Source organism: Thioalkalivibrio sp. ALE9, from assembly GCF_000377445.1.
Classification (GTDB): Bacteria; Pseudomonadota; Gammaproteobacteria; order Ectothiorhodospirales; family Ectothiorhodospiraceae; genus Thioalkalivibrio.
Genome location: NZ_KB898126.1, coordinates 1 through 14,757, shown reverse-complemented (window position 1 = coordinate 14,757; position 14,757 = coordinate 1). Strand labels below are relative to the sequence as shown.

Sequence of the window (14,757 nt, the reverse complement as noted above, 5' to 3'; positions counted from 1 at the left end):
ACCGGCTCGCAAACACCCCGCCCCGGACGCAAGAAAGCCGGCAAGAGGCCGGCTTTCTCGGGACCGCCACCCCCGAGAGGGTGCGGTTCATTGCACTGCGAAATCTCAGGCGGCTTCGCCGTCCCCGGAATCGCCCTCGGGGCGATCCACCAGCTCCACGTAGGCCATCGGGGCGTTGTCACCCGGACGATTGCCACACTTGAGGATACGCAGATACCCACCCGGGCGCTGCTGATAGCGCGGACCCAGCTCACTGAACAGCTTGCCCACGATCTCCTTGTCGCGCAGACGCGCAAAGGCCGTGCGACGGCCATGCACGCTGTCTTCCTTGGCCATGGTGATCAGCGGCTCGGCGACCCGGCGCAGTTCCTTCGCCTTGGGCAGCGTGGTCTTGATCAGTTCGTGCCGGAACAGGGCCACGGACAGGGCCTGAAACGTGGCCTTGCGGTGCGAGCTGTTACGGCCCAGCTGACGGCCGGAATGACGATGACGCATGAGAGGCTTCCTCTAGAAAAACGATGGGCGCAGGGCGCCGTGATTACTCGTTGTCGTCGCGCAGACCCGGCGGCGGCCAGTTCTCGAGACGCATGCCCAGCGACAGCCCATGGGTCGCCAGCGTGTCCTTGATCTCGGTGAGCGACTTCTTGCCGAGGTTCGGCGCGCGCAGCAGCTCGACCTCGGTGCGCTGAACCAGGTCCCCGATGTAGTACAGGTTCTCCGCCTTCAGGCAGTTCGCCGAACGCACCGTGAGCTCCAGTTCGTCCACCGGACGCAGCAGGACCGGGTCGATCGCACCACCGGCGGTCCCGACCACCTCGCCGGCCTCTTCCTGGAGGTCGACGAACGGGGCCAGCTGGCCCTGCAGTATCGTCGCTGCCTGACGCACCGCGTCATCCGGCGCGATCGCACCGTTGGTCTCCAGTTCCAGCACCAGGCGGTCCATGTCGGTACGCTGCGCCAGACGCGCGCTCTCGACGCGGTAGGACACGCGGCGGATCGGGCTGAAGCTGGCATCCAGCAGCAGTCGGCCGATGCCCGTATCGTCGCCCGCCTCGGACTGGCGTCGGGCGCTCACGGGCTCATAGCCACGGCCGGCCCGCGCGGTCAGCGTCACGTCCAGGTCGACGTTCTTGGTGATGGTCGCGATCACGTGTTCAGGATTCACGACCTCCACGTCATGGTCCACCTGGATGTCACCCGCCGTCACCACGCACGGACCCTTCTTCTTCAGGGTCAGGGTGGATTCGTCACGGCTGTGCATGCGCAGCGCCACGCCCTTGAGGTTCAGCAGGATGTCAACGACGTCCTCCTGCACCCCTTCGATCGTGGTGTATTCGTGCAGCACGCCCTCGATCCGGGCCTCGACGATCGCGGCACCGGGGATGGACGACAGCAGCACACGCCGCAGGGCATTGCCCAGGGTATGCCCGAAACCGCGTTCCAGCGGCTCGAGCGCGACCTTGGCCTGATTCCGGTTCTCGGCCTCGACCTCGATCTGCTGTTTCTTGACCAGTTCGTTCGACTGCATTGTGACTCCTGGCGCCAGGCCGAAAAACGATTACTTCGAGTACAGCTCGACGACGAGCGACTCGTTGATGTCCGCGGGCAGATCCGAACGGTCCGGGATCGCCTTGAAGGTCCCTTCGAACTTGCTGGTGTCGACTTCGACCCAGCTCGGGAAACCGGTCTGCTCGGCCAGGGTCATCGCATCCTGGATGCGGACCTGCTTGCGGGCCTTCTCGCGGACCGTGACCACATCCGACGGCTGAACCTGATAGGCGGCGATGTTCACCACCTGGCCATTCACCATGATCGCGCGATGCGCCACCAGCTGCCGCGCTTCCGAGCGGGTGGCGCCGAAGCCCATGCGGTACACGACGTTGTCCAGACGACCTTCCAGCAGCTTCAGCAGGTTCTCGCCGGTCGAGCCCTTGCGCTGGGCGGCCTTCTTGTAATAGTTGCGGAACTGCTTCTCCAGCACGCCGTAGATCCGGCGCAGCTTCTGCTTCTCGCGCAGCTGCACGGCATAGTCGGACAGGCGGGTACGACGTTCACCGTGCTGACCCGGCGGCTTGTCCAGCTTGCATTTGGTTTCCAGCGCGCGTGCGCCGCTCTTCAGGCCCAGATCCACGCCTTCGCGGCGGCTGAGCTTGCACTTCGGTCCAATGTAACGAGCCATTCTCGAACTCCAGCCTTAAACGCGGCGTTTCTTGGGCGGCCGGCAGCCGTTGTGAGGGATCGGGGTCACATCACTGATGTTCGTGATCTTGAACCCGGCATTGTTCAGCGCACGCACCGCCGATTCGCGACCCGGACCCGGGCCCCGCACCATCACGTCGAGATTCTTCACGCCGTGCTCGGCCGCGGTCGTCCCGGCCCGTTCGGCCGCGATCTGCGCGGCGAACGGCGTGGACTTGCGGGAACCACGGAAACCGGAGCCACCGGAGGTGGCCCAGCTGATCGTATTGCCCTGCCGGTCCGTGATCGTGATGATCGTATTATTGAACGTGGCATATACGTGAGCCACGCCCTCGGCGATATTCTTGCGGACCTTCTTCTTGGTCCGAGTCTGCGCTTGTGCCATGTACCTGAGATCCCAGTCTGATTACTTGCGAATCGGGCGACGCGGGCCCTTGCGGGTGCGTGCATTCGTCTGCGTCTGCTGACCCCGCAGCGGGAGGCCGCGGCGGTGACGCACGCCCCGGTAGCAGCCCAGGTCCATGAGCCGCTTGATGTTCATGCTGACTTCCCGGCGCAGATCCCCTTCCACGGGGATCTTGTCGATCTGCGCGCGCAGGGCATCGACTTCGGCATCGGTCAGATCCCGCACCTTGATGTCCCGACGCACACCCGCGGCATCGCAGATCAGGCCGGCCCGGGTGGGGCCAATGCCATAGATCGCGGTCAGCGCGATTACCGTGTGCTTCTGGTCAGGAATATTGATTCCAGCGACGCGAGCCATCCAACCTCTCCATCTAAATCCGGCAAAGCCGGCTATAGTAGCAATGAATATCCGTTACGCCAAGCGTTAGCCCTGGCGCTGCTTGTGGCGGGCATCCGAACAGATCACCCGCACCACACCGTTACGCCGAATGACCTTGCAGTTTCGGCAGATCGGTTTTACAGATGCACGTACCTTCATGGTCTTTCTCCTGGTCTAGCGGATCCCGGTACCGCCGAAACCCTTCAGATTCGCTTTCTTCATCAACCCTTCGTACTGGTGGGACACCAGATGCGACTGCAGCTGGGCCATGAAATCCATCACCACGATCACGATGATCAGCAGCGACGTCCCACCGAAGTAGAACGGCACGTTCCAGTACAGGATCAGGAACTCGGGCAGCAGGCAGACCGCGGTGATATAGACCGCGCCCACCGCCGTCAGCCGTGTCATGACCCCGTCAATAAACCGTTCCGTCTGCACCCCGGGACGAATCCCCGGGATGAAGGCGCCCTGCTTCTTCAGGTTCTCCGCGGTATCCCGGGAGTTGAACACCAGCGCGGTGTAGAAGAAGCAGAAGAAAATAATCGCGGCCGCATAGAACATCACGTACAGCGGCTGCCCCGGCGCCAGCGTCGTCGAGATCTCGCGCAGCCAGTCCATCCCTTCGGCCTGCCCGAACCACTGCCCCAGCGTCGATGGGAACAGGATGATACTGGAGGCGAAGATCGGCGGAATCACCCCGGCCATGTTCAGCTTCAGCGGCAGGTGGGAGGACTGCCCGCCCACCATCTTCCGCCCGACCTGGCGTTTCGCGTAATTGATCGTCACGCGTCGCTGACCGCGCTCGACGAACACCACGAAGGCCGTCACCGCGAGGGCCAGCACGATCAGGATCACCACGAACGCCGCCGCCAGTTCGCCGGTACGCGCCAGCTCCAGGGTGCCGCCAATGGCCCCCGGCAGCCCCGCCACGATCCCCGCGAAAATGATGATCGAGATCCCGTTCCCGATGCCGCGCTCGGTGATCTGCTCGCCCAGCCACATCAGGAACAGGGTACCGGTCACCAGCGAGACGACCACCGTAAAGATAAAGATCGGCCCCGGGTTCAGCGCCATCGGCATGCCCTGAATGGTCTGTCCATTCAGCGCAATCCCGATCCCGATACTCTGAAACAGCGCCAGCGCCACGGTCCCGTAGCGCGTGTACTGCGTGATCTTGCGCCGCCCCTGCTCGCCTTCCTTCTTCAGCTGCTGCAGGGCCGGCACGGTGGCCGCGAGCAGCTGCATGATGATCGCGGCGGAGATATAGGGCATCACCCCGAGGGCAAAGATCGACAGCCGTTCCAGCGCCCCGCCCGAGAACATGTTGAACATGTCCAGGATCGTGCCGCTTTGTTGCTCGAAGAACTGCGACACCGCGACCGGGTTGATGCCCGGCACGGGGATGAACGTCCCGATGCGGTACACCACCAGGGCGCCCAGCACGAACAGCAAGCGTTGGCGTAACTCGGTAAAGCCGGTGAGTCCGCCACCGGAACGTGCTGTCGCTCCACGCGCCATTATTTAGGCCTCGACGCTCCCGCCGGCCGCTTCGATCGCGGCCCGCGCACCCTTGGTCACACCCACGCCCTTCACGGCGCAGGCACGGGAGACTTCACCGGAGGCGAAGATCTTCGCGCTCTGGGCGTCGCTGCGCACGACACCGGCGGCCTTGAGCCTTTCCAGGGTCACGTCGCCGTCCACCTTGGCCAGCTCGCTCAGGCGCACTTCGGCCGCGTACTGCTGCTTGCGGGAGCGGAAGCCCACCTTCGGCAGGCGCCGCTGCAACGGCATCTGGCCGCCTTCGAAGCCGACCTTGGTGAAGCCGCCGGAGCGGGACTTCTGGCCCTTGTGGCCACGGCCGCCAGTCTTGCCCAGACCGGAACCAATGCCACGACCGACGCGCTTGCCCGGCTTGCGGGCGCCGTCGGGGCTTGCAATCTCATTCAGTCGCATCGTTAGACTTCCTCTACCTTCAGCAGGTACGACACCTTCTTGACCATGCCCAGATTTTCCGGGGTGGCCTCGACCGTCGAGGTGCTGTGGGTCTTGCGCAGCCCCAAGCCGCGGACGCACGCCTTGTGCGATGCGATGCGGCCGGCGGTGCTGCGTACCAGGGTCAGTTTCAGCTTGCTCATGGCTTAGCTCGTCACTTCGTCAACGGTCTTGCCGCGCTTGGCCGCCACACGCTCCGGCGAGCTCACCGTGGTGAGCCCGTCGATCGTGGCCTGCACGACGTTAATCGGATTGCGCGATCCCACGCACTTGGCAAGCACGTTACGCACCCCGGCCACTTCCAGCACGGCACGCATGGCCCCGCCGGCGATGATCCCGGTACCTTCCGAGGCGGGCTGCATGTAGACGTTCGCGGCACCGTGGCGGCCATTGACCGCGTAGTGCAGGGTCCCTTCGTGCAGGGCCACGTTGCGCATCTCCATCCGCGCCTGCTGCATTGCCTTCTGGATCGCGGCCGGAACCTCGCGCGCCTTGGCATAGCCATAGCCCACGCGACCTTCTCCGTCGCCCACCACCGTCAGTGCGGCAAACCGGAACTGGCGACCGCCTTTGACCACCTTGGCCACGCGGTTCACGCCAATCAGCTTTTCCTGCAGGCCGTCTTGCGCTTCGCTTACATCGTTACGTGCCATATCTCTCTCCGCTCGATCCCGTTTGACTAGAACTGCAGGCCGTTTTCACGTGCGGCGTCGGCCAGAGCCTTCACCCGTCCGTGATAACGGAAACCCGCGCGGTCAAACGCGACCTGTTCAATACCGGCCTTGCGCGCGCGCTCGGCGATCGCCTGCCCGACACGGGCCGCCGCCTCGGCGTTCCCGGTCGAACCGCCGGCATTCTTCAGATCCTTCTCCACCGTTGACGCCGCGGCGAGTACCGCGTCGCCGGACGGGGCGATGATCTGCGCGTACATGTGGCGGGGCGTCCGATGGATACAGAGACGATGCACCCCCAGCTCACGGATCTTGAACCGTGCGCGACGCGCCCTCTTAAGTCTGGCCTCTTTCTTGTCCACTGGTGCCTACCTACTTCTTCTTGGCTTCTTTGCGCACAATGCGCTCGTCTTTGTACTTCACGCCCTTGCCCTTGTAGGGCTCCGGCGGGCGGAAGGCGCGAATATTCGCGGCCACCTGGCCCACCTTCTGGCGATCGGTCCCCTTGACCACGACCTCGGTCGGGGTCGGCGTTTCCACCGTCACACCCTCGGGGATCTCGAAGTCGATCGGATGCGAATACCCGAGGGTCAGGTTCAGCTTCGCGCCCTGCATCTGCGCGCGGTAGCCGACACCCACCAGCTCCAGGGCCCGTTCGAACCCCTGGCTGACGCCGTGGACATGATTCCCAAGCAGCGCACGGATGGTACCGGCGAGCGCGACGTTTTTCGCATTCTCGGCGGCCTTCACACGCACCACGCCGTCCTCGACGGTAACCGTCACCGCCTCGGGGCAGGTGAGTTGAAGCTCGCCCTTCGGGCCCTTGATCTTGATCTCGCTGTCCGTCTGCTCCACGGACACACCGCTCGGCAGCTGGATCGGCAGATTTGCAATGCGCGACATGGCTGATTCCTCAGTAGATCTTGCAGAGGACCTCGCCACCCTGGCCAGCGGCCCGGGCTGCGCGGTCACTCATGACACCCTGCGGCGTGGAGATCACCGCGACACCAAGGCCCGCGTTGATCCGCGGCAGTTCGTCCTTGCCGCGATAGATCCGCAGACCCGGGCGGGAAATCCGTTCGACGGTCTCGATGACCGGCCGTCCCTCGAAATACTTCAGCTTAACCACCAGCTTCTTCTGCGCGGCCTCGCCCTCGACCTGCATGTCGCCCACGAAACCCTCTTCCGCGAAAACCTTCAGGATGCGCTCCTTGGCCTTGCTGTAGGGAATGGCGACCTGCTCCTTGTTCGCGCGCTGCGCATTGCGCACGCGGGTGAGCATGTCGGAAATCGGATCGGTCATCATCGCTTCAAATCTCCTTACCAGCTCGCCTTGCGCAGGCCCGGAATCTCGCCCTTCATGGCGTATTCCCGCAGCTTGTTGCGCCCCAGGCCAAACCGGCGGTAATAGCCCTTCGGCCGGCCGGTCACGCCACAGCGGTTCTTCTGACGCACGCGCGACGAATCACGCGGCAGTTTCTGCAGCGCATGCATGGCCGCCAGACGTTCCTCGGAGGACTTGGTGTCGTCCACCAGGATTGCCTTGAGTTCGGCCCGCTTGGCCGCGTACTTCTTTACCAGTCGTTCGCGCTTCTTCTCGCGCTCGACCATCGATACCTTCGCCATGTGCGCCTACCTCGTTTACTGCCGGAACGGGAATCGGAAGGCCTCCAGAAGGGCCTTGGCTTCCGCGTCCGTCTTTGCGCTGGTTGTGATGGTGATGTCCATGCCACGCAGCTTGTCGACACGGTCGTAGTCAATCTCCGGAAAGATGATCTGTTCCTTGATGCCCAGGCTGTAGTTGCCGCGGCCGTCGAACGCCTTCGCGGAAAAACCGCGGAAGTCGCGTACCCGGGGCAGCGCCACATTGATCAGGCGATCCAGGAATTCGTACATCTGCCGGCGCCGCAGGGTCACCTTGCAGCCGATCGGATAATCGTCACGGATCTTGAAGCCCGCAATTGACTTGCGTGCCTTGGTGACCACCGGCTTCTGCCCGGCAATCGCGGTCATGTCACCGACCGCGTGTTCGATCACCTTCTTGTCCGCGACCGCATCGCCGAGACCCATGTTCAGGGTCACTTTGGTGATGCGCGGGATCTCCATCACGTTGGCATAGCTGAACTGCTCGCGCAGGGCCTGCTTCACGTTGGATTCGTATTCTTCTCTCAAGCGTTCCATAAACCGTCCGTCCCGCGTTATGCGTCCACGACCTCGCCGTTCGAGCGAAAGACCCGCACCTTGCGGCCGTCTTCCAGGGTCTTGAACGACACGCGATCACCCTTGTCGGTTGCCGGGTTGAAGAGCATCACGTTCGAGACATCGATCGGCATTTCCTTCTCGATGATCCCGCCACCGACACCCTGCTGCGGGTTCGGCTTCTGATGCTTCTTCACCATGTTGATGTTCTGGACCAGGACCTTGCCGTCCAAGACCTTGATGATGGTCCCGCGGCGACCCTTGTCCTTGCCCGCGATCACGACGACATCGTCGCCCTTGCGAATCTTGTTCATCACTTCCTCACAGCACTTCCGGGGCGAGGGAGATAATCTTCATGTACTTCTCCCCTCGCAGTTCACGCGTCACCGGCCCGAAGATACGGGTGCCGATCGGCTGGTGCTGGTTGTTCAGCAGGACCGCGGCGTTGCGGTCGAAGCGGATGATCGAACCATCCGGGCGCCGCACGCCAGAGGCGGTGCGCACCACGACGGCGTCGTACACATCGCCCTTCTTGACCTTGCCACGCGGGATCGCGTCCTTGACGCTCACCTTGATGACATCGCCCACGCGGGCGTACCGGCGGTGCGAGCCGCCCAGCACCTTGATGCACTGGATGCGTCGGGCGCCGCTGTTGTCGGCGGCCTCGAGCACGGTCTGCATTTGAATCATGACTTATCTCCTGGCAGCCGATTCAGAGCGCGTCCTGCCCGACCACTTCGATCAGGGCAAAGCGCTTCTGCTTGGAAACCGGCCGGCATTCACGGATACGAACCCGATCGCCCATGCGGGAGACGTTCTCCTCGTCGTGGACGTGCAGTTTCGTGCTGCGGCGGATGAACTTGCCGTACAGCGGGTGACGCACGCGACGCTCGACCAGGACCGTCCGGGTCTTGTCCATCTTGTCGCTGATCACCCGCCCCACGACGGAACGCTGAGTCTTGGAACCTTCTTCGGTCATCTTCTTAGCCTGCCCTTCTGCGTTCATTCATCAGCGTCTTGATCTGCGCGATCTCGCGCCGCACCTTGCCGACGCGATCCGGGCGCGCGAGCTGCCCGATCGCCTTCTGCATACGGAGGCCGAACTGCTCCTTGTAGAGCGCTTCCAGCTCCTGGTTCAGATCGTCATCCGACTTCTTTCTGAGTTCTTCTGCTTTCATTACATCACCTGCCGACGGGTGAAGACCGTCTTGACCGGGAGCTTGGCGGCGGCCAGGCGCATGGCCTCGCGGGCCACGTCCTCGTGAACGCCTTCCATCTCGTAGAGCACGCGGCCGGGCTGGATCTTGCAAACCCAGTACTCCACGCCACCCTTGCCCTTGCCCATACGCACTTCAAGCGGCTTCTTGGTCACCGGCACGTCCGGGAACACCCGGATCCAGATCTTCCCGCCACGCTTGATGTGACGCACCATCGCACGACGCGCGGCCTCGATCTGGCGCGCGGTAATGCGACCGCGTTCAACGGCCTGCAGGCCGTACTCGCCGAAGCTGACCTTGGCACCGGTCGAGGCCATGCCCCGGTTCCGGCCCTTGAACTGCTTGCGGAATTTGGTTCTTTTTGGCTGCAACATGGTCTATGTCCTAGCTCGCGTTGGCCGCAGCGCGCGTCCCTTCGACCGGCTCGAGACCGAAGACTTCGCCCTTGAAGATCCACACCTTCACACCGATGATCCCGTAGGTCGTACGGGCCTCGGCGAAGCCGTAGTCGATATCGGCACGCAGGGTGTGCAGCGGCACACGCCCTTCCCGGTACCACTCGGAACGCGCGATCTCGGCGCCGTTCAGACGGCCGGAGACGTGCACCTTGATCCCCTGGGCACCCAGGCGCATGGCATTGCCGACGGCGCGCTTCATCGCACGGCGGAACATGATGCGGCGCTCGAGCTGCTGGGCAATCCCTTCCGCCACCAGCTGGGCCTCGATCTCGGGCTTGCGCACTTCCTCGATATTGATCTTGACGTTGCCCTGGTCCAGGCCCGTCTCCGCCGCGACTTCACGACGCAGCTTCTCGATGTCCTCGCCCTTCTTGCCGATCACGATCCCCGGACGCGCCGTATGGATCGTGATGTGCGCGGCCTTGGCCGGACGCTCGATAGTAATGCGGCTCACCGACGCGTGCGCGAGTTTCTTCTGCAGGAATTCGCGCAGCTTGATGTCGTTGTTCAGCGTCTCGCCAAATTCACGACCGTCGGCGTACCAGGTCGCCGACCACGGGCGAGAAATGCCCAGCCGGATGCCGGTTGGATGTACTTTCTGACCCATGGTTAGTTCGCTCCCTTCTCGCTAACGCCAATCACGATGTGACTGGTGCGCTTCATGATGCGGTTGCCGCGGCCCTTGGCACGCGCCTGCATGCGCTTAAGCACGGGGCCCTCGTCGACCTGGATGCGCGAGATGCGCAGCTCGTCGATGTCGGCGCCGTCGTTGTTCTCCGCATTGGCGATCGCGGATTCCAGCACCTTTTTCACGATGGCGGCCGGCTTCTTCGGGCTGAAGGTCAGCTCGTTCAGGGCCTCTTCCACGCGCATACCACGAACCTGGTCGGCGACCAGCCGCGTTTTCTGCGGCGAGATGCGCGCGTAGCGCAGTTTTGCAATCGTCTCCATCGTTCGTCCTCAGCGCGACTTCTTGTTGGCGATGTGACCCTTGAAGGTCCGCGTCAACGCAAACTCGCCCAGCTTGTGGCCGACCATGTTTTCGTTGACCAGCACCGGAACATGCTGACGCCCGTTGTGAACCGCGAGGGTGAGACCCACCATCTGCGGGATAATCATCGAGCGACGCGACCAGGTCTTGATCGGCCGGCGATCGTTCTTCTCGCGCGCCTCTTCCACCTTCTTGCGCAGGTGGTGGTCGACGAACGGGCCTTTTTTCAGTGAACGCGGCATGCTGGCACTCCGTTACTTCTTGCGCCGACGCACGATCATGCCGTCGGTACGTTTGTTGTTGCGGGTCTTGTAACCCTTGGTCGGACGGCCCCACGGGGTCACCGGGTGACGCCCGAAGTTGCGCCCTTCACCACCACCATGCGGATGGTCGACCGGGTTCATCGCGGTGCCGCGCACGGTCGGGCGCACGCCCGTCCAGCGCTTGGCACCGGCCTTCCCGAACTTCTTCAGGCTGTGCTCCGTATGCCCGACCTCGCCCACCGTGGCGCGGCATTCGGACGGGATGCGACGCATCTCGCCGGAGCGCAGCCGGATGGTGGCGTGGGCGCCTTCGCGGGCCACGACCTGGGCCGAGGCACCGGCGGAACGGGCGATCTGGGCGCCCTTGCCCGGCTTCATCTCGATGCAGTGAATCACCGTACCGACCGGGATCGAGCGCAACGGCATGGCGTTACCGACACGAATCGGCGCCTGCGAGCCGCTGTGCACCGCGTCACCCTGCTTCAGGCCGCGAGGCGCGATAATGTACCGGCGTTCGCCGTCCGCGTACAGCACCAGTGCGAGATGAGCGCTACGGTTCGGGTCATATTCGAGCCGTTCAACCTTGCCCGGCACGTTGTCCTTGTTCCGCTTGAAGTCGACGATGCGATAGCGCTGCTTGTGCCCACCGCCCACATGACGGGTGGTGATGCGCCCGGAATTGTTTCGGCCGCCCGTGCGCGTCTGCTTCTCCACCAGCGCCGCATGCGGGGCGCCCTTGTGCAGACCGTCACCGCGGATCTGAACCGCGTGACGGCGTCCGGCCGACGTCGGATTGGTCTTGATAATCGCCATGACTAGACCTGTTCTCCTTCACCCATGTCGATGCTCTCGCCCTCGGCGAGCGCGACATAGGCCTTCTTCCAGTGGTTACGACGACCGAACTGGCGACCGAAGCGCTTGTTCTTGCCCTGCTGGTTCAGCGTGCGGACCTGCTGGACACGAACCTCGAACAGCTTCTCGATCGCGGCCTTGATCTCGGCCTTGTCGGCATCCGGCAGCACGCGAAACACGTACTGCCCGACTTCCCCGGCGTTGGTCGATTTCTCGGACACCACCGGACCCTGAATAATCTGCATCAGACGCGAATTCATGCCAGCCACTCCTCGAGCTTGCGGATGGCGCCTTCCGTGATCACGACCGTCTCGGCCCCGACCAGGTTGGCAGGATTGACGCCGTTGACGTCGATCACGTCCACGTGCGGCACGTTGCCGAGGGCGCGGGCGGTCATCGCGTCCTCTTCGGCCAGGACCACCAGACCCTTCTCCAGGCCCAGTTCCTTCAGCTTCGCGACGCCGTCGCGGGTCTTGCCGGATTCAACGGCAAAGCCCGCAACCACCTTCAGGCGATCCTGGCGCAGCAGCTCGGAGAGGATCGACGCCATCGCGGCGCGATACATCTTCTTGTTGAGCTTCTGCGAGAAATCCTGGGTGCGCGCCGCGAATACCTTGCCGCCCCCGGTCCACAGCGGGCTGCGGATGGTGCCGGCACGCGCACGGCCGGTGCCCTTCTGACGGAACGGCTTGATGCCGCCGCCGCTCACCTGGGCGCGCGTCTTCTGCGCACGGGTGCCGCTGCGGGCTCCGGCGAGCTGCGCGACCACGCTCTGATGCACCAGGGATTCGTTGAATTCCCGCTCGAAGCAGACGGCGGACAGCTCGACGCTGGCCCCGGTATCGGCAGTCGTTACTTGCATTGTCTTAACCCTTCGCCTTCACGGCCGGACGAATCATCACGTCGGAACTCGGCGCGCCCGGCACGGCACCCTGAACCAGGACCAGACTGCGATCGGCGTCGACACGCACCACCTTGAGGTTCTGGATGGTCTTGCGCTCCGCGCCCATGTGGCCGGCCATCTTCTTGCCCTTGAACACGCGGCCGGGGCTCTGGTTCTGCCCAATGGAACCCGGGGCACGGTGCGCCAGCGAGTTGCCATGGGTCGCGTCCTGGGTGCGGAAGTTGTGACGCTTTACCGCACCCTGGAAGCCCTTGCCCTTGCTCTGCGCGGTCACGTCGACGATCTGACCTTCCTCGAACCGGTCAACGGTGATCGCATCACCGGCGGCCAGGCCTTCCAGATCGGCCTCGTCCACGCGGAATTCCCACAGACCACGACCCGGTTCCACCGACGCCGCAGCAAAGTGACCGGCCTCCGGCTTGCTTACCCGAGACGGCTTGCGCGAGCCCGCCGTCACCTGGACCGCGTTGTAGCCGTCGCCTTCAGTGCGCTTGATCTGGACCACGCGATTGTTGTCCACCTGCAGCACCGTGACCGGCACGGAGACGCCGTCGTCCGTAAAGACGCGCGACATGCCGAGCTTGCGACCGATGAGTCCAAGAGCCATTACAAAACCCCTTCCGTATCAGACGGCGCTATCAAGCGCCCTAAAGCCGTGGCCCGGCGAAAATTCCGCCGGGCCACGGAAAGCCCAATAGTATGGCAGAAAATTTAACGTTAGTTAAGCCTGATCTGAACATTGACGCCCGCGGCCAGATCCAGCTTCATCAGGGCATCCACGGTCTTGTCGGTCGGATCGAGGATATCCATCAGGCGCTTGTGCGTACGCAGCTCGTACTGGTCACGCGCGTCCTTGTTGACGTGCGGGGAGACCAGGACCGTGTACGCCTCGCGCTTGGTCGGCAGCGGAATCGGCCCTTTGACCCGGGCGCCGGTCCGCTTCGCGGTCTCGACAATCTCGGCCGCGGAGCGGTCGATCAGTCGATGATCAAAGGCTTTCAGACGAATTCGAATGCGCTGGTTAGCCATCTCGTTCACTCAATAATCTTGGAGACGACGCCGGCGCCGACGGTGCGGCCACCTTCGCGGATCGCAAAGCGCAGCCCGTCTTCCATCGCGATCGGGTTGATCAGGGACACCGTCATCTTGACGTTGTCGCCCGGCATCACCATCTCGGTGCCTTCCGGCAGCTCCACCGAACCCGTCACGTCGGTCGTGCGGAAGTAGAACTGCGGACGATACCCGTTGAAGAACGGCGTATGACGACCGCCCTCGTCCTTGCCCAGGATGTACACCTCGGCCTCGAAATGCGTGTGCGGGGTGATCGAACCCGGCTTGCACAGCACCTGACCACGCTGCACGTCGTCACGCTTGGTGCCACGCAGCAGGATACCGACGTTGTCGCCCGCCTCGCCCTGGTCCAGCAGCTTGCGGAACATCTCGACACCGGTGACGGTGGTCTTCTGGGTGTCGCGAATACCGACGATCTCGATTTCTTCGCCGACCTTCACCACGCCGCGCTCGACGCGACCGGTCACCACGGTGCCACGACCGGAGATCGAGAAGACATCTTCCACCGGCATCAGGAACGCGCCGTCCACGGCACGCTCGGGCTCCGGAATCCAGCTGTCCATCGCCTCCACCAGCTTGTAGATCGCCGGGGCGCCCACTTCGCTCTCGTCACCTTCCAGCGCCTTCAGCGCGGAACCGGTGATCACCGGGGTGTCGTCACCCGGGAAGTCGTAGGAGGACAGCAGGTCGCGAACTTCCATCTCGACCAGCTCCAGCAGCTCCGGATCGTCGACCATGTCGGCCTTGTTCAGGAACACCACGATGTACGGCACACCGACCTGACGCGCCAGCAGGATGTGCTCGCGGGTCTGCGGCATCGGGCCATCGGCCGCCGACACCACCAGGATCGCGCCGTCCATCTGCGCCGCACCCGTGATCATGTTCTTCACATAGTCCGCGTGCCCGGGGCAGTCGACGTGCGCATAGTGGCGAATGTCGCTTTCGTATTCGACGTGCGCGGTCGCAATCGTGATCCCGCGCGCCTTCTCTTCCGGCGCATTGTCGATCTGGTCAAACGCACGGGCTTCGCTCCCGTACTTCTTGCCCAGCACCGCCGTCATCGCCGCCGTCAGCGTCGTTTTCCCATGGTCCACATGACCAATCGTCCCCACATTCACATGCGGCTTCTTACGCTCGAACTTTTCCTTGGACA

At 63.6% G+C, this 14,757-nt stretch carries 29 protein-coding genes; all 29 read right to left on the bottom strand.

Translation table 11 applies throughout. From position 1 onward, the window contains the following. Positions 1-105: 105 nt before the first annotated feature. Positions 106-495 (bottom strand): 50S ribosomal protein L17, encoded by a 390-nt coding sequence (gene rplQ / locus D106_RS0108110; protein ID WP_018865687.1) that lies wholly within the window; start codon positions 493-495, stop codon positions 106-108. A 43-nt stretch (positions 496-538) separates the two neighbouring features. Beyond that, on the bottom strand, positions 539-1,528 hold the full coding sequence (rpoA, locus tag D106_RS0108105) for a DNA-directed RNA polymerase subunit alpha (protein ID WP_018865686.1): 990 nt from the start codon (positions 1,526-1,528) through the stop codon (positions 539-541). Positions 1,529-1,558: 30 nt separating this feature from the next. Beyond that, complete coding sequence (gene rpsD, locus D106_RS0108100; RefSeq protein WP_018865685.1) at positions 1,559-2,179, bottom strand: 30S ribosomal protein S4; 621 nt, start codon at positions 2,177-2,179, stop codon at positions 1,559-1,561. 15 nt (positions 2,180-2,194) lie between these two features. Beyond that, the gene (gene rpsK / locus D106_RS0108095; RefSeq protein WP_017941093.1) at positions 2,195-2,584 is read right to left on the bottom strand and encodes a 30S ribosomal protein S11; all 390 of its coding nucleotides are present in this window, start codon (positions 2,582-2,584) and stop codon (positions 2,195-2,197) included. A 21-nt stretch (positions 2,585-2,605) separates the two neighbouring features. Next, the gene (rpsM, locus tag D106_RS0108090; RefSeq protein ID WP_017941092.1) at positions 2,606-2,962 is read right to left on the bottom strand and encodes a 30S ribosomal protein S13; all 357 of its coding nucleotides are present in this window, start codon (positions 2,960-2,962) and stop codon (positions 2,606-2,608) included. 66 nt (positions 2,963-3,028) lie between these two features. Beyond that, positions 3,029-3,142 (bottom strand): 50S ribosomal protein L36, encoded by a 114-nt coding sequence (gene rpmJ, locus D106_RS14760; protein WP_018881305.1) that lies wholly within the window; start codon positions 3,140-3,142, stop codon positions 3,029-3,031. 15 nt (positions 3,143-3,157) lie between these two features. Continuing rightward, entirely contained in the window at positions 3,158-4,504 is a 1,347-nt protein-coding gene (secY, locus tag D106_RS0108085) for a preprotein translocase subunit SecY (RefSeq protein ID WP_018146441.1), read from the bottom strand. A 3-nt stretch (positions 4,505-4,507) separates the two neighbouring features. Further along, a complete protein-coding gene (gene rplO / locus D106_RS0108080) occupies positions 4,508-4,939 on the bottom strand; it encodes a 50S ribosomal protein L15 (RefSeq protein ID WP_018879752.1) in 432 nt (143 codons plus the stop codon). A gap of 2 nt (positions 4,940-4,941) precedes the next feature. Then, on the bottom strand, positions 4,942-5,121 hold the full coding sequence (gene rpmD / locus D106_RS0108075; protein WP_017941089.1) for a 50S ribosomal protein L30: 180 nt from the start codon (positions 5,119-5,121) through the stop codon (positions 4,942-4,944). A gap of 3 nt (positions 5,122-5,124) precedes the next feature. After that, positions 5,125-5,631 carry a 30S ribosomal protein S5 gene (gene rpsE, locus D106_RS0108070; protein WP_018865682.1) on the bottom strand — a complete coding sequence of 169 codons (507 nt, stop codon included), beginning with the start codon at positions 5,629-5,631 and terminating at the stop codon, positions 5,125-5,127. A gap of 26 nt (positions 5,632-5,657) precedes the next feature. Next, positions 5,658-6,011 carry a 50S ribosomal protein L18 gene (rplR, locus tag D106_RS0108065; RefSeq protein WP_017941087.1) on the bottom strand — a complete coding sequence of 118 codons (354 nt, stop codon included), beginning with the start codon at positions 6,009-6,011 and terminating at the stop codon, positions 5,658-5,660. Positions 6,012-6,021: 10 nt separating this feature from the next. After that, positions 6,022-6,552, bottom strand: a complete 531-nt coding sequence (rplF, locus tag D106_RS0108060; RefSeq protein ID WP_018865681.1) for a 50S ribosomal protein L6 — start codon at positions 6,550-6,552, stop codon at positions 6,022-6,024. A gap of 10 nt (positions 6,553-6,562) precedes the next feature. Continuing rightward, on the bottom strand, positions 6,563-6,955 hold the full coding sequence (rpsH, locus tag D106_RS0108055) for a 30S ribosomal protein S8 (protein WP_017941085.1): 393 nt from the start codon (positions 6,953-6,955) through the stop codon (positions 6,563-6,565). A gap of 14 nt (positions 6,956-6,969) precedes the next feature. Further along, positions 6,970-7,275 carry a 30S ribosomal protein S14 gene (gene rpsN, locus D106_RS0108050; protein ID WP_018865680.1) on the bottom strand — a complete coding sequence of 102 codons (306 nt, stop codon included), beginning with the start codon at positions 7,273-7,275 and terminating at the stop codon, positions 6,970-6,972. A 15-nt stretch (positions 7,276-7,290) separates the two neighbouring features. Then, entirely contained in the window at positions 7,291-7,830 is a 540-nt protein-coding gene (gene rplE, locus D106_RS0108045; RefSeq protein ID WP_018879751.1) for a 50S ribosomal protein L5, read from the bottom strand. Positions 7,831-7,847: 17 nt separating this feature from the next. After that, positions 7,848-8,162 (bottom strand): 50S ribosomal protein L24, encoded by a 315-nt coding sequence (gene rplX / locus D106_RS0108040; protein ID WP_018865678.1) that lies wholly within the window; start codon positions 8,160-8,162, stop codon positions 7,848-7,850. A gap of 7 nt (positions 8,163-8,169) precedes the next feature. Continuing rightward, positions 8,170-8,538 carry a 50S ribosomal protein L14 gene (gene rplN / locus D106_RS0108035; RefSeq protein WP_017941081.1) on the bottom strand — a complete coding sequence of 123 codons (369 nt, stop codon included), beginning with the start codon at positions 8,536-8,538 and terminating at the stop codon, positions 8,170-8,172. A gap of 22 nt (positions 8,539-8,560) precedes the next feature. Beyond that, complete coding sequence (gene rpsQ, locus D106_RS0108030) at positions 8,561-8,827, bottom strand: 30S ribosomal protein S17 (RefSeq protein WP_018865677.1); 267 nt, start codon at positions 8,825-8,827, stop codon at positions 8,561-8,563. A 4-nt stretch (positions 8,828-8,831) separates the two neighbouring features. Continuing rightward, complete coding sequence (gene rpmC, locus D106_RS0108025; RefSeq protein WP_018865676.1) at positions 8,832-9,026, bottom strand: 50S ribosomal protein L29; 195 nt, start codon at positions 9,024-9,026, stop codon at positions 8,832-8,834. Next, positions 9,026-9,439, bottom strand: coding sequence for a 50S ribosomal protein L16 (rplP, locus tag D106_RS0108020; RefSeq protein WP_017941078.1), 414 nt, complete (start codon positions 9,437-9,439; stop codon positions 9,026-9,028). Before rplP ends, rpmC begins: the two co-directional genes overlap by 1 nt. Positions 9,440-9,449: 10 nt before the next feature. Next, positions 9,450-10,130, bottom strand: a complete 681-nt coding sequence (gene rpsC, locus D106_RS0108015) for a 30S ribosomal protein S3 (RefSeq protein ID WP_018865675.1) — start codon at positions 10,128-10,130, stop codon at positions 9,450-9,452. 2 nt (positions 10,131-10,132) lie between these two features. Next, entirely contained in the window at positions 10,133-10,474 is a 342-nt protein-coding gene (rplV, locus tag D106_RS0108010; RefSeq protein WP_018865674.1) for a 50S ribosomal protein L22, read from the bottom strand. Between the two features lie 9 nt (positions 10,475-10,483). Beyond that, positions 10,484-10,756 carry a 30S ribosomal protein S19 gene (gene rpsS, locus D106_RS0108005; RefSeq protein ID WP_018139876.1) on the bottom strand — a complete coding sequence of 91 codons (273 nt, stop codon included), beginning with the start codon at positions 10,754-10,756 and terminating at the stop codon, positions 10,484-10,486. Positions 10,757-10,768: 12 nt separating this feature from the next. Next, complete coding sequence (rplB, locus tag D106_RS0108000) at positions 10,769-11,590, bottom strand: 50S ribosomal protein L2 (protein WP_018865673.1); 822 nt, start codon at positions 11,588-11,590, stop codon at positions 10,769-10,771. A gap of 2 nt (positions 11,591-11,592) precedes the next feature. Next, positions 11,593-11,889, bottom strand: coding sequence for a 50S ribosomal protein L23 (rplW, locus tag D106_RS0107995; RefSeq protein WP_017941073.1), 297 nt, complete (start codon positions 11,887-11,889; stop codon positions 11,593-11,595). Next, positions 11,886-12,491, bottom strand: coding sequence for a 50S ribosomal protein L4 (rplD, locus tag D106_RS0107990; RefSeq protein WP_018865672.1), 606 nt, complete (start codon positions 12,489-12,491; stop codon positions 11,886-11,888). Before rplD ends, rplW begins: the two co-directional genes overlap by 4 nt. A gap of 4 nt (positions 12,492-12,495) precedes the next feature. After that, positions 12,496-13,140: a 50S ribosomal protein L3 gene (gene rplC / locus D106_RS0107985; protein ID WP_018878096.1), complete on the bottom strand. Its 645-nt coding sequence runs from the start codon at positions 13,138-13,140 to the stop codon at positions 12,496-12,498. Positions 13,141-13,250: 110 nt separating this feature from the next. Beyond that, complete coding sequence (gene rpsJ / locus D106_RS0107980; RefSeq protein ID WP_018865670.1) at positions 13,251-13,562, bottom strand: 30S ribosomal protein S10; 312 nt, start codon at positions 13,560-13,562, stop codon at positions 13,251-13,253. Positions 13,563-13,567: 5 nt separating this feature from the next. Further along, positions 13,568-14,757, bottom strand: a 1,190-nt coding sequence (gene tuf / locus D106_RS0107975) for an elongation factor Tu (protein WP_018879750.1), incomplete at its 5' end; no start/stop codon positions are given.

Bases quoted from the DNA above. Each gene is read 5' to 3' on its own strand.
- rplQ (WP_018865687.1), bottom strand. From the start codon at position 495: ATGCGTCATCGTCATTCCGGCCGTCAGCTGGGCCGTAACAGCTCGCAC.
- rpoA (WP_018865686.1), bottom strand. From the start codon at position 1,528: ATGCAGTCGAACGAACTGGTCAAGAAACAGCAGATCGAGGTCGAGGCC.
- rpsD (WP_018865685.1), bottom strand. From the start codon at position 2,179: ATGGCTCGTTACATTGGACCGAAGTGCAAGCTCAGCCGCCGCGAAGGC.
- rpsK (WP_017941093.1), bottom strand. From the start codon at position 2,584: ATGGCACAAGCGCAGACTCGGACCAAGAAGAAGGTCCGCAAGAATATC.
- rpsM (WP_017941092.1), bottom strand. From the start codon at position 2,962: ATGGCTCGCGTCGCTGGAATCAATATTCCTGACCAGAAGCACACGGTA.
- rpmJ (WP_018881305.1), bottom strand. From the start codon at position 3,142: ATGAAGGTACGTGCATCTGTAAAACCGATCTGCCGAAACTGCAAGGTC.
- secY (WP_018146441.1), bottom strand. From the start codon at position 4,504: ATGGCGCGTGGAGCGACAGCACGTTCCGGTGGCGGACTCACCGGCTTT.
- rplO (WP_018879752.1), bottom strand. From the start codon at position 4,939: ATGCGACTGAATGAGATTGCAAGCCCCGACGGCGCCCGCAAGCCGGGC.
- rpmD (WP_017941089.1), bottom strand. From the start codon at position 5,121: ATGAGCAAGCTGAAACTGACCCTGGTACGCAGCACCGCCGGCCGCATC.
- rpsE (WP_018865682.1), bottom strand. From the start codon at position 5,631: ATGGCACGTAACGATGTAAGCGAAGCGCAAGACGGCCTGCAGGAAAAG.
- rplF (WP_018865681.1), bottom strand. From the start codon at position 6,552: ATGTCGCGCATTGCAAATCTGCCGATCCAGCTGCCGAGCGGTGTGTCC.
- rpsH (WP_017941085.1), bottom strand. From the start codon at position 6,955: ATGATGACCGATCCGATTTCCGACATGCTCACCCGCGTGCGCAATGCG.
- rpsN (WP_018865680.1), bottom strand. From the start codon at position 7,275: ATGGCGAAGGTATCGATGGTCGAGCGCGAGAAGAAGCGCGAACGACTG.
- rplE (WP_018879751.1), bottom strand. From the start codon at position 7,830: ATGGAACGCTTGAGAGAAGAATACGAATCCAACGTGAAGCAGGCCCTG.
- rplX (WP_018865678.1), bottom strand. From the start codon at position 8,162: ATGAACAAGATTCGCAAGGGCGACGATGTCGTCGTGATCGCGGGCAAG.
- rplN (WP_017941081.1), bottom strand. From the start codon at position 8,538: ATGATTCAAATGCAGACCGTGCTCGAGGCCGCCGACAACAGCGGCGCC.
- rpsQ (WP_018865677.1), bottom strand. From the start codon at position 8,827: ATGACCGAAGAAGGTTCCAAGACTCAGCGTTCCGTCGTGGGGCGGGTG.
- rpmC (WP_018865676.1), bottom strand. From the start codon at position 9,026: ATGAAAGCAGAAGAACTCAGAAAGAAGTCGGATGACGATCTGAACCAG.
- rplP (WP_017941078.1), bottom strand. From the start codon at position 9,439: ATGTTGCAGCCAAAAAGAACCAAATTCCGCAAGCAGTTCAAGGGCCGG.
- rpsC (WP_018865675.1), bottom strand. From the start codon at position 10,130: ATGGGTCAGAAAGTACATCCAACCGGCATCCGGCTGGGCATTTCTCGC.
- rplV (WP_018865674.1), bottom strand. From the start codon at position 10,474: ATGGAGACGATTGCAAAACTGCGCTACGCGCGCATCTCGCCGCAGAAA.
- rpsS (WP_018139876.1), bottom strand. From the start codon at position 10,756: ATGCCGCGTTCACTGAAAAAAGGCCCGTTCGTCGACCACCACCTGCGC.
- rplB (WP_018865673.1), bottom strand. From the start codon at position 11,590: ATGGCGATTATCAAGACCAATCCGACGTCGGCCGGACGCCGTCACGCG.
- rplW (WP_017941073.1), bottom strand. From the start codon at position 11,889: ATGAATTCGCGTCTGATGCAGATTATTCAGGGTCCGGTGGTGTCCGAG.
- rplD (WP_018865672.1), bottom strand. From the start codon at position 12,491: ATGCAAGTAACGACTGCCGATACCGGGGCCAGCGTCGAGCTGTCCGCC.
- rplC (WP_018878096.1), bottom strand. From the start codon at position 13,140: ATGGCTCTTGGACTCATCGGTCGCAAGCTCGGCATGTCGCGCGTCTTT.
- rpsJ (WP_018865670.1), bottom strand. From the start codon at position 13,562: ATGGCTAACCAGCGCATTCGAATTCGTCTGAAAGCCTTTGATCATCGA.